This is a genomic window from Microbulbifer maximicatervae (SeqCode) (genome assembly GCF_052467825.1).
Window position 1 is genome coordinate 4,779,350 of sequence record NZ_CP174327.1, and the last position, 11,418, is coordinate 4,790,767.

The 11,418-nt window shown below is 40.8% G+C and carries 11 protein-coding genes; 1 reads left to right on the forward strand and 10 read right to left on the reverse strand.

The genetic code is table 11. From position 1 onward, the window contains the following. Window positions 1-139: 139 nt before the first annotated feature. The 6 genes from ACJJII_RS20995 to ACJJII_RS21020 form a co-directional block, all read right to left on the reverse strand. Window positions 140-1,006: a NosD domain-containing protein gene (locus ACJJII_RS20995; RefSeq protein ID WP_444917605.1), complete on the reverse strand. Its 867-nt coding sequence runs from the start codon at window positions 1,004-1,006 to the stop codon at window positions 140-142. A 324-nt stretch (window positions 1,007-1,330) separates the two neighbouring features. Next, window positions 1,331-2,188, reverse strand: coding sequence for a hypothetical protein (locus ACJJII_RS21000; RefSeq protein WP_444917606.1), 858 nt, complete (start codon window positions 2,186-2,188; stop codon window positions 1,331-1,333). Between the two features lie 348 nt (window positions 2,189-2,536). Further along, window positions 2,537-2,989, reverse strand: a complete 453-nt coding sequence (locus ACJJII_RS21005; RefSeq protein WP_444917607.1) for a cupin domain-containing protein — start codon at window positions 2,987-2,989, stop codon at window positions 2,537-2,539. A gap of 170 nt (window positions 2,990-3,159) precedes the next feature. Continuing rightward, window positions 3,160-3,966, reverse strand: coding sequence for a right-handed parallel beta-helix repeat-containing protein (locus tag ACJJII_RS21010; protein ID WP_444917608.1), 807 nt, complete (start codon window positions 3,964-3,966; stop codon window positions 3,160-3,162). Window positions 3,967-4,280: 314 nt separating this feature from the next. Then, on the reverse strand, window positions 4,281-5,054 hold the full coding sequence (locus tag ACJJII_RS21015; protein ID WP_444917609.1) for a class I SAM-dependent methyltransferase: 774 nt from the start codon (window positions 5,052-5,054) through the stop codon (window positions 4,281-4,283). A 271-nt stretch (window positions 5,055-5,325) separates the two neighbouring features. Beyond that, window positions 5,326-5,676 (reverse strand): winged helix-turn-helix transcriptional regulator, encoded by a 351-nt coding sequence (locus ACJJII_RS21020; RefSeq protein ID WP_282933302.1) that lies wholly within the window; start codon window positions 5,674-5,676, stop codon window positions 5,326-5,328. A 182-nt stretch (window positions 5,677-5,858) separates the two neighbouring features. On the opposite strand from ACJJII_RS21020, the gene ACJJII_RS21025 reads away from it, so the two are divergent. Next, complete coding sequence (locus ACJJII_RS21025) at window positions 5,859-6,782, forward strand: alpha/beta fold hydrolase (protein ID WP_444917610.1); 924 nt, start codon at window positions 5,859-5,861, stop codon at window positions 6,780-6,782. A gap of 130 nt (window positions 6,783-6,912) precedes the next feature. Here the strand turns inward: ACJJII_RS21025 and ACJJII_RS21030 are convergent, their stop codons facing one another. From ACJJII_RS21030 to ACJJII_RS21045, 4 genes are all read right to left on the reverse strand, one after another. Next, complete coding sequence (locus ACJJII_RS21030; protein WP_444917611.1) at window positions 6,913-7,836, reverse strand: DMT family transporter; 924 nt, start codon at window positions 7,834-7,836, stop codon at window positions 6,913-6,915. Between the two features lie 123 nt (window positions 7,837-7,959). Next, on the reverse strand, window positions 7,960-9,123 hold the full coding sequence (locus ACJJII_RS21035; protein WP_444917612.1) for an alpha/beta hydrolase: 1,164 nt from the start codon (window positions 9,121-9,123) through the stop codon (window positions 7,960-7,962). Between the two features lie 42 nt (window positions 9,124-9,165). Then, window positions 9,166-9,618, reverse strand: a complete 453-nt coding sequence (locus ACJJII_RS21040; RefSeq protein WP_444917613.1) for a GFA family protein — start codon at window positions 9,616-9,618, stop codon at window positions 9,166-9,168. Between the two features lie 147 nt (window positions 9,619-9,765). Continuing rightward, window positions 9,766-10,689 (reverse strand): haloalkane dehalogenase, encoded by a 924-nt coding sequence (locus ACJJII_RS21045; protein ID WP_444917614.1) that lies wholly within the window; start codon window positions 10,687-10,689, stop codon window positions 9,766-9,768. Between the last annotated feature and the right edge of the window lie 729 nt (window positions 10,690-11,418).

Sequence of the window (11,418 nt, forward strand, 5' to 3'; positions counted from 1 at the left end):
AGCATTTAGCCCCGATAGAGTCTTTCTACCAAATTGCTATTCCATTATTAATAGCTAAAGGCTGCTACTTCTCTACAACTTACATATTACTATGGAGATGTAAAAAGTAGCAGCCATACCGATTAGAGACATTCAACCTCTAATTTTCAAAGCAAGCGCCCTCGACAACATCAGCCGTATTCCCAACCCAAGAGTTCACACATGGGAAGTTGTTATCGCCAAGGTCCGCATTATTATTGTTAGTCGCTTCATTACTAACGATGGTATTACCTTCTTGACCGTCATCGCAAACAAAAGTATCTCCTGGTAAATAAACACCAGTTGCAGTATTAGTAATTTCCACTCCATTGCCTTCTACAACATTTTGCGAGATAACATTCCTATCACTACAAACAATCACTCCATACTGATCAAAACCAGATACCATATTCGACAAAATATAAGAGCTGTCCGCACCCACTTGAAGAATTACCCCCCAGGCTCCACTAGCACTGGTAGATGTAGATACTTCATTTGCAATAAGTGTAGAATTACTGCCGTTTATAGCTACTCCAATTTCCGTAGTTTCAGAGATTACCGAGTTAGACAATGTATTATTGTCTGACACAAAAGCCACTGAAACGGCATTACCCTCAAAGGCTATACCTGTCACCGTATGCGCCCCGCTTCCTATTGCCTCTACACCGAACCCACAACCTTGCACCTTGCCATCTGATAAAGCTCCCCCAGTGACAACAGCTCCAGTGCCATCTAGAAATATCCCATCAACATCAAAATCACACTCAATAGTAAATCCATTTAAATCAAGATAACCACCAGGTCCGACGACCGTCAGTGCAAGGTCAAACGCTGATGAACAAGACAAATCCTCAGTGAGAACTTCGGCTGTAGTAATGACATCACCACAGGAGACATCAGCCTTTGCGCCAGTCGGCATCGCCACCAAAGTGCTAACCGCCAAACAATACAACAAATAAAAACACCTTCTAACAAAATGAGATTTCATAGAATATCCTTAAAAAGCCAGCTTATAACTTCCCGAACAGAATTCGACAAAATCTATACTGGTCTGGATTAGAGAAAGGTCCATGAGAAATTACTCTCATTAGAATGGCTGTCACTTTTAACATTAATAGCAAGGGTAAGGACTGCATCACAGCCTATAAAATCACTCTAATACCAGGTGTAAGAGCAATAAAAAACCAAAAAACAATATAAGGGTTACATTTAAAGAAATTACACTTCAACAAAATAGGCTACAAGATGAATTACTTGCAACCTTCAAGAGTTATAACTCCCACTTAAAAAGCCAAGTAATTTAAAATTCACCTTATGGGTCAATACATGCGCCCTCAACAACATCAGCCGTATTTCCAACCCAAGTATTAAGACAAGGTTCAGGATTGAAATCTGCCAGATCAGCAGTATTATTATATGTCGCCACATTACCAACAATTACATTGCCACTTTGCCCTTCTAAGTTAGAGTTAGAGCAAGGCGATTCCAGATAAGGCAATTCAATGCCAAAAGTATTAACTATACTGCCATTACCCTCAACAATATTTTGGGCAATCAAATTATTATCACTGCAGATTTGCATACCATTAAAGGCGAAATCAGTTACCGTATTAAAGAATAAAACTGTATTATCGGCATCATCCCCCAACAAAATGCCATCTCCAGTAACAATATTATTCTCAGCCTGTATGAGATTACTTACAATACTTCCATTCGCCCCCGCAATTATCACTGCATAAGGACCTGAAACAACATTAACTGTTGAATTAGAGAGCGTATTATTATCAGACACAAAAACAACCCCCTCACTCCCATTAACAGTCATCGTTATCCCTGTGATAGTATGCCCTCCATCCCCCTCTGCCACGACGATACACGAATTCAGATTACCACCCAAAGAAGCATTATCAGATAATACGCCCCCCTTACCATTCAGGATAATTGCCGCCTCATTACACTCATATGAATATCCATTCAAGTTAAGGCTTCCAGAGGGACCCTGGATTATCAATCCGCTTTCACAAAATAAGTCCTCAGTCAGAATCTCCGCTGTAGTTATAGTATCCCCGCAGGAGACATCTGCATTTACACCATAAGATGTTGCCAAAATGGATCCTGCCAATAACAAACCAATCAAGCCTAAAGGCTGTTTGGTATTACTAGTTTTCATACAATCCCCTTCAACAGTATTATAAACGTCCACCTACAAAATAGACTTACCCCATATTGGCTCAATTTTAACAATCAGCCATGAGAAATTATTCTTAACGTAAAAACTATCAAGCAAAAAGGCATTACGTTTAAATAACCAAGTATCAGCATCATTAATAACAATTGAACAGCTTGACATCACAACAACATTCAGCTCCGCCAATCAGTATAACCCTCATTAAAAACTCCACTTATATTTCCAAGCAGGATTTCAAATAGGGGAAAGATAAATTTATACCTTCCACAACTATAGGAGAGGGCTCAATACTGTTAGGCAATCTAAAAGCGGTTCAGCAAAAGGCTATTGCTAAATAAATCTTGCCAGGGAGGAATCTATCTTTCGGATAAAATCCGTTATTGGATCATCAACATCTATCAATTTAAAGTCACAAAATTCGAACCCAGGCCCCACCGAACAGCCCACAAGCACGGGGCCTGAAATTGGCTCTGCAGCCTGCCAAGCGCCAGCAGGAACAACATGGCAAAATGTATTATTTTCTGCAGAAATTTCAACCTTTTGCAAACAGCTATCCTCCTCAGTCCAAATATAGAGATATAAGCCGCCCCCCTTATATAAGTTCCAAATCTCATCAGATTCGACCCGGTGAAATTTCGACACTTCACCTTTCTGTAGGGAGAAGTAAATATGCGTCAATGCACTTCGCCTCTGCCCATCCTCTCTTGTTACTATTGAGTTCGACTTAAACACCTGAAGAAACTTCCCGCCTTCAGGATGATCGATTAAATTATCTGGAGTCATGGAATAATCAGCACCTTGTAATCAGAGTTATAAATATGTCTGATATTACATTACCACATAATGCATCAGTGAAATTTAATCCTTATAGAACAACAAGCAAAATGGTTGAGCGGATACGAATTGAACACAGGCTCACCCAGATTACTTTAGGATGAGCCTTGCAGGCAGCTCTAATTTAAGCAGCTGGGGTTAGCAGTAGTAAAAGTATTTCCAAGCCAAACATTGGTATTACTACACGCATTTGCATTTAGTTCTTCCAAGTCAAAATTCGTGTTACTCTCAGATGTATTGTTGAGAATATAATTAAAAAACTGATTATCCGCTTCCATATAGATACCCACTGAACCATTCATCTCAGAGGTGTTCTGGCTATAGTTCCCGAAGCTGGAATCAGCAATATAAATTCCATATCGATTATTATCATATATATAATTTTGGGTTAAATTTGGGGCATCACCATCCAACTGAATCCCATCTAGTAAGTTACTTTCGATAATATTTGAGATCAAGGTATTTCTTAGCCCCGTAACTAATATACCAGTATTACCATTACCATTAGCACTTGAATTAGTAATTAGATTGAAGTCGCTCGATACCGCCAACCCTACAAAGTCATTATTGTTAGCAGAAATATTGGTTACATTATGAAATCCATCACCAGCCAATCTAACGCCCGTCTGGCAGAATGATATAGTACCTGCGCCCTCCAAATACCCCACAAGACCGACAACATCTATGCCTATTGCAGAATTATTGTCACAAGTAATGGTATGACCATTCATATCCAGGCCACCAGTTGGACCAACAATGGTTATCGCGATATTATCTGTACATACCAAATCATCATCCAAAACTTCTCTAGTGTAAATGGTATCTCCACAATCAACCGCCGATGCAAGCCCGGATATTAGCAAGCAAAAAGCACCTGCAAATACAGATAAAGTACACTTCATACCTTGTAATTGCCATATAGCCATCTTACTACCCTCTACAAAATCAGTTAATAATGACCTACTCCTGAACAGAGTGTGATCCAGCTTGCTAAAAGGGCTATAAGAAATTTCTCTTAAAGAAATGGCAACTAAGTACGGAATCTAAACATCTGTGAATGGTAATTAGTGGCTATCTACGCCAATTAGACAAAACGCAAGAAAGCAGTGTTGGATATGAAGCCAGAGGGCCTTTACATGGGAAGTTTAAGGGGGCGGCACTCATTACCCTCCTTTTCCCTCCCCTAAAAAAAATCTGCGCAAATCTACTGCCAGCCTGATTACTATTATTGCTCTTTGTCTCAAGTAACTTTGACACCTTTAATAGTATAAATTAGCGGAATCTCATGTCCTTTAAAAGACAGGTAGTATTTCCCCTTCTCACGCTCCTCCATGCCATCAAAACAGTTGTAAGGACTATACGGGTATTCTTTTAGTTGAGCGATTTGAATACCATATTTTAATAATGCACTCACAACATCGCTAATCGGATGTGACCAGGTGGCTAGGGTAGACTTGTCACCCCGATCATTCTCTGTATAGGTACCCTGCTCTTCAATATCTGGATCGGCTCGATGAAAGTATGTGTAACCAGAGAAAATATCATAAAATGGATGAAATTCTGCGATGTAGAAAGTCCCCCCCGGCTTTAAGCATTGAGCAACAACTGATGCCCATCGTTCAATATCCGGCAACCAACAGAGTGCGCCGTAGGAAGTAAAGACGACATCAAATTCTTTATTGTTTGACTCTCCAAAACTGTAGATATCATTGCAGATAAACTCTCCATGTAAACCTGAGCGGTCAGAAAGAGCCTGTGCTTCAGTAATAGCTACAGAAGAAATATCAACTCCCGTCACCTTCGCCCCCAATCGAGCCCAAGATAAGGTATCCAAGCCAAAGTGACACTGTAAGTGAAGTAAACTTTTTCCAGACACACTACCTATATCTGAAAGCTCGACTTCATTTAAAGTAGATTTTCCGCTTAGAAATCCATCAATATTATAAAATTCAGACTTAACATGAATACGGGTACGGCTATCCCAGGAGTGTCGGTTAATTTCAAAAAAATCCATGACTCACCTTCTAATTACTTATATTTATCGATTCTATTCAATTATCAAGGGTAAGAAATTTAAATTTACTTGTAAGTCCTATTCCGTTATGCCTCAAGTTCAAGAAAACTAAGATTGCCAATCATTCTAACTATATATTTACAGTAATGCTTCAGCTACAAAAGGCTCTATTGAACTAAATTGCAAGTACAAATCATGATTTACTATAAAGCAGGCCAAGAATCTTTGAGAAAAGCCCTAAATGGGGACAATAGAAGATAGAATCCTCAATCTACGATTGATTATCCTCATCATATCTTAGGCGCGCTTTACGAATCTCGGGATGATGTTCATCTGCCCAAGAGACTAACTTCCACACAGCTGCAGATAACCCCCTTCCCAGGTCAGTTAATTCATACTCCACTTTAACTGGAACCTGCGCAAAGACAGTACGGAGTACAAAACCATCGCGCTCTAAGTCACGCAGGGTTTGCGTCAACATTCGCTGTGAAATCCCTTCAATACGCGACTTCAGGGAGTTGAAGCGATCTGGACCATCAACAAGGGCAAACAATATCAGGATGGACCACTTGTCACCAATTTGAGCTACTACATTACGAACGGGACATTCATCATCATTCACAAACACGCGCCTCTCACTATTTTTATTCTGCGTCCCCACCCTTCCACTCCATAGGTTATCAAAAAGTAACTTAACCACTTAATAGTGCCTTATTGGCAACCAACCCTCAAGTGAGTAACCTAGTATAAATAAGTAACTTAACCCGAAATCACCTATAGACCCATATAGATATATACCCTGTTATGACCCAAGCTCTCTTAGACAAGGCCCTCACCCAATACGCCTCCAATAGACCCTCAACCGCTGACGATATATTTACACCGCAGTTTGTCTCTGTAGGGAAATTTAACATTCGCTTTCTACGCAAGGAAAAACCTCAGGCTCCCAGCCTACTACTGCTGAATGGTCTACCCCAAAGTATTCGCATGTGGGAGTCATCCATTGAAGCATTTAGTGAAAAGTTTGATGTGCTAGCCTTTGATATCCCAGGATTTGGCTTATCAAAAGCGGAGGAAGGAGATATGTCTCCAAGCAGCCTGAGCGAAGCCCTTGTTCAAATAATGAACCATTTTGGCATCAAGCAGGCCCACTTGGTAGGGCCGGATGTGGGTGTGCCTATTGCTTTAGCGGCCGTTATTAACCACCCTCAACGATTCTTGAGTCTCAATATCTTTGACGGCCCAGGCACCTTCCCTCCAAAACTCTCTCCTATTCTTATGGCCGTTGTCAGATCCCGAATGGTTCGCTGGGTAGCAAAAGGCTTAAACAAGAAGTCAGTAATGAAAACCAACTTCCTGACTGCCGTCAAAGACGGCTATCACAACTACAAACCCAGCAAACGAGCTATCCAAGAGTACTATGACATAGCCTTTAATAGTGATAGTCACAAGTGCGCCATCAGTTTCTTTGGAAGCTATTCGAAAGAGCTTCCATGGATTGAGAGAAAACTAAATGGTATTAAAGTTCCGACATTGATCACTTGGGGCAAGAGAGATCCATTTGTTTTAGTAGATAATGCCACTGCCTTATCCAAGCATATCCCCAATAGCAAGCTAGTTATATTTGACAACGCATCTCACTTCTCATCGGAAGATGCTGGACAAGAGTATGTTGACTTGATAATCAATTGGGTAGATGGCGGCTTCCTTGAGCATCGTGACGCATGAGTTTTTAAATATTCTAAGAACAGATACCTAATCACTAACTGAATTCAAGGTGGCGTTAAACAATTTCGCCACCGATATATTAATGGGGCTCAACTACCATCATTAGAGCACCCTTTATCAAATTGGTTTTTTAACTCATTAACTTTGACTCTGATTCAGCATCATCCTTCCCCTTTTTGGCCTTAACCTGTGAAACACCAATCAATGCGCGGCCTAGGTCTGAGGCATAAAATCCCGCAGCCAATATTACGAAGGCGCCAAATAATGTGATTCCATCAGGCAGATCTCCGAAGATTACAAAGCCAATAACAATAGCCCAAAATAGTAAAGCGTAACTAAAGGGCTGCAAAATAGAAGCTGGAGTAAGTGCCAATGCCTTAATCAGTAAATAGTGGCCCATTGCACCTAAGAGCCCATTTAAAATCAACAATTGCCACCCTGATACTGTCGGCTCTACCCAATAAAATGGTGCTAAGCTTCCAAAAATAATAAGACCCATAATCGCGGTATAGAAAACGGTTGTATCGGCACTATCAAAGTGTGAAACACGGCGTGAAAGCACTTGATATGCGGCCCATAGGATAGCTCCCAAGATGGGGATCAAGGTTTGCCAACCCATCATTCCCATTCCAGGCCTAATGATAATAAGGGCACCTATAAATCCAGCCGCAACACTTACCCAGCTCCTTGTATCTACCCTCTCCCCTAAAAACCATCCAGCCATTAATATTGCGAATAATGGGGCTGTCGCAGCTATAGCATGCACATCAGCCAAAGACATCATACTAAAAGCAAAAATAAATACTGAAACCTCAAGAGCGAGAACAATAGAGCGGGCTAATTGAGTGCCAAATATTTTACTTCGTACTATAACTAAGCTCCCTTTGAGTCTCGCCAAACTAAGAACGATGAAGAAAAATATCGTGAAACGAATCGCCATTATTTGAACGATAGAATAGTTCTGAACAAGTAACTTACCTGTTGCATCCATGCCAGCCAAACAGAGCATTGCCAAAATAGTCAGAATAATTCCACGACTGTCTTTAAACTTCACTTTAAACTCTCTAATAAAGACTACAGATTCTATTGAAGTATGAAATTTCCAATGTGTATACCAAGTTTATCGCCCCAAAATCCTACTGTAATCTTGTGCTCGTACTACCCTAGCCCCCCCCTCTTACATATCTCCCAAAGAACCTTCTACCTGCGTGGCTCTAAGCTGAGCATTTTGAGTATTTATTTCGCTGAGAAAGATTGAGTTGGTCTCTGCTGCTAACTTAACGGCTCGATCTGAAGAACTCATCGCACTCTTTAGTTTTCCGTCCAACTTATAGGCAGTTGCCAAACTATCCCATAAAATCTCAGAATCGGGAAATTCCCTAGCTCCCTGCTCTAGGATCTCAATCCCCCAATCAGTCTTACCTTCATAGGTCGCTTTAAGCCCGTAGACATTATATTGATGTGCAGAAAGTGGAAATAAATAGCCATATTCACCAACTTTAGAACTATAAAAATCTTTTAATTCATTTAAAGACATAACATCAATTTCAGGCACAGCATTCCAACCGGAGAAAACTGCTTGCAACCCTTTTGTATTGCCTACTAAGGGTGTACTGTCATGTGTTTCATTGGGGAATCGTGCATAAGAGAAGTACAATCCTGATCTTGGCATATCATTTAATGCTTGAAGCATACCGTTAAAAGCCGCCGGCATTTCATTTGGCTCATTTGCCATACTCAGAAACCATCTAAAAGGCTTATTCTCCTTACGTGCATGGCTACCCTTATAATCATCTATAAGAGATGAATCATCCCACCATAAACTGGGACTAATTGAAATTGCTGCATCAAACATAGATTCATTATTAATTGCCAAGCAACTAGTATATAACCCAGAAAGTGAGTGACCTGAGATAATAGAATATGGAGAAATTCGATATTTCTCACTCAAGATTCCTGAGAATTCGTCTTCCAAGAATTTTGTTAGTTTGTCAGCTTTGCCTGAGCGCCCCGCGTAGGCTTCGAGCTCAGTGGGAGTAAAATATGCGAGCCGATCCTGAGTGCTGATACCGACCACTATCATTTCAGGTATAACAGCATAGGTACTATAAAAATGTACACTAGACGCCATATGATTAAATTGCGTTGAGCCATCCAATATCACTAGTAGAGGATAAGAAAAACTCTCAGAATGGTGATAGGTATCCGGTAAAGATACGCGAGCTGTAACCTCCTCTCCCAGGATCTCTGAATCTATACGAAAATGTGCTACCTCCCCTACGATATTAAGCGAAAAGAACAAAAATAAACAAATATACTTCTCATTCAAATACCCTTTCATTACAACTCAACTTACCAGCCCACAGTTTCTAACTCTGTCTTATCATTCAGAGTAATCGTGAGTGAATACCGGAAGATTATCGCTAATACTACACCAAGAGGGCATCTCACTAACCCACATGTGACCAGATACATTAACTTCAGGATTATCATCAAGTAATCCCAGACGAATCCGGCAGAGATTAGATTGGGATTCTACCTCAACAAAAACCGGAGCAAAACAAGTGGGACAATAGTGCCGAGTTTTTCCTGGTTTAGAAATATATTGTAGAAGCTTCTGGGGAGAACTAATAATCTTAAACTGACTCTTATTCACCAATGCTACCACTGAATAATCAGCCCCACTTAGCTTTCTACATGTTTCACAATAACACTTGCGAACATCCAGTGATTTCTCATTAACTACAAATTGAAATAATGGCTTAAGGTATCTATTCGAGCTGTGCAGATTACCATTAACCTTATAAAAGGTAATAGTTATCGATAAAAGCCCCATTTTGAGCACACTGAAGTTTGATAACAAGACTACGGTAAATAGAGCCCCAGTAGTAAATTAGCTATGAAAGATGAGAGCAACCTAAACCTCTTAGGCTGCACAGGAATAAAGCGCCAGGATCTAACTTATCCCGGCACTAGTACGCTCTTAATTTTCAGTTACTGTAGAGGAAAGCTTGAAGTGGCTGAGAGCCTTTTCAGCAATTTCTTTACCATATTCCTGCACAAAGTGGCCCGCCTCCGCTATTTTGAGAGGCTCGGGGCAGTTTTTGATGGTTCCCCTCAGCAACTCCATCACTTTTTCACCAAGTACAAAGTCCCTCATTCCAATCGCCATAAAGCTCTCACCACCCCAGTTCCTAGACCAGAATTCTCGAGCCCTTACCCCTAGCTCTGCTCCCTCCATACCGGGGTCAACCGGTACAATTGACGGGAATCGACGAACGCCAGCCTTATAGCGGTTGTCTGGAAAAGGCGCATCATAGGCTACTATATCGAATAAATTGACCTCAGATTGAGCATCATTGGCAATGAGCCCTCCCACAGGGATTTCAGGTACATTGACAGAGAAATTCCGCCAGTGGTAGAACCCCTCAGATGCACCATCTCCTGCTGCGATAGCCGTATTCATAACCAGTAATCGGGTAAATCTATCCGGCATATCCATTGGAAGTGTCAATCCCAGAAGTCCACCCCAATCCTGACAAACCAGCGTAATATTCTTAAGGTCCAAATGCTCAATCAAACGCATCAGGCTGTTACGATGGAAGTTAAAAGTGTACACATCTTCATTGACGGGCTTATCTGAGCGACCAAATCCAAACAAATCTGGAGCAATTACCCGGTGTCCTGCCTCAACAAAAACTGGGATCATTTTTCGATATAAGTAACCCCAACTGGGCTCCCCATGGAGACAAAGAAAGGTGGTATCCGAATCCTTCTCCCCCTCATCGATATATGCCATACGCATAGAATCATAGCCTTCCAGGCTATCAATATAGTTAGGAGTATACGGAAAACCCGGTAGTAAAGAAAAACGCTCCTCAGGAGTTCTCAATCGTTCAATAGACATCGGCAACCCTCTTTTAGTTGAAAGTTAAGTTAGCGCCTTGCTTCTGAAAAGCTAGATCAGTGGGAATCCAGAGATCATCCATTGTGGCGCTTTTATCGGTGCTTCATATCTGAAAGATAACTGTAGAAAAATAACTATTATCCTACTAGATAATAAGGATAAATATGCTCCTAAAACATGGCATGATCTCTAATTTGTGTATTTTTAAGACCTATTACGTGCCAACCTTAAAAATATAAAGGCTCGAGCGATCGACGTTAGTAATTCCTTGGGGCTAGCATACTTTCAGTACACCTTGCCGAATCTAGCAAAAATCCATCCTCTTTCCCCCGTAGAATTCACACCTACTTCTCAGGAAAATAAGGTCTTTGACGCCGACCCCATAATTTTACAATCTCTACCATCATCAACGATAACCAAAGCAACGTGTGCAATGAATACATTCTCCGCCTTTCTATAGAACACCAGATCTCTAAGCTGCAACCTTTAAAAATCGTATAGACTGAAAATAAGAGTATAGATTTCTCACTCGGTGGTTAAAGAGTAGATTATCTGGATCAACTTAATTTCAAAAATTATAAAACCCTGGTCTGTTTGAGAATCTATCTTTAAACAAGATTTCAAATGAGTAGCCAACTTCTCCGTAGGCGATATCAGGTACATTACTACAGACAGTAAACCCGAGCTTCCCACCAATATTGTTACACATTCCCATCAGTGAACCATAAA

Coding starts and splice junctions, on each gene's coding strand:
- ACJJII_RS20995 (WP_444917605.1), bottom strand. CDS start 1,006: ATGAAATCTCATTTTGTTAGAAGGTGTTTTTATTTGTTGTATTGTTTG.
- ACJJII_RS21000 (WP_444917606.1), bottom strand. CDS start 2,188: ATGAAAACTAGTAATACCAAACAGCCTTTAGGCTTGATTGGTTTGTTA.
- ACJJII_RS21005 (WP_444917607.1), bottom strand. CDS start 2,989: ATGACTCCAGATAATTTAATCGATCATCCTGAAGGCGGGAAGTTTCTT.
- ACJJII_RS21010 (WP_444917608.1), bottom strand. CDS start 3,966: ATGGCTATATGGCAATTACAAGGTATGAAGTGTACTTTATCTGTATTT.
- ACJJII_RS21015 (WP_444917609.1), bottom strand. CDS start 5,054: ATGGATTTTTTTGAAATTAACCGACACTCCTGGGATAGCCGTACCCGT.
- ACJJII_RS21025 (WP_444917610.1), top strand. CDS start 5,859: ATGACCCAAGCTCTCTTAGACAAGGCCCTCACCCAATACGCCTCCAAT.
- ACJJII_RS21035 (WP_444917612.1), bottom strand. CDS start 9,123: ATGAAAGGGTATTTGAATGAGAAGTATATTTGTTTATTTTTGTTCTTT.
- ACJJII_RS21040 (WP_444917613.1), bottom strand. CDS start 9,618: ATGGGGCTTTTATCGATAACTATTACCTTTTATAAGGTTAATGGTAAT.
- ACJJII_RS21045 (WP_444917614.1), bottom strand. CDS start 10,689: ATGTCTATTGAACGATTGAGAACTCCTGAGGAGCGTTTTTCTTTACTA.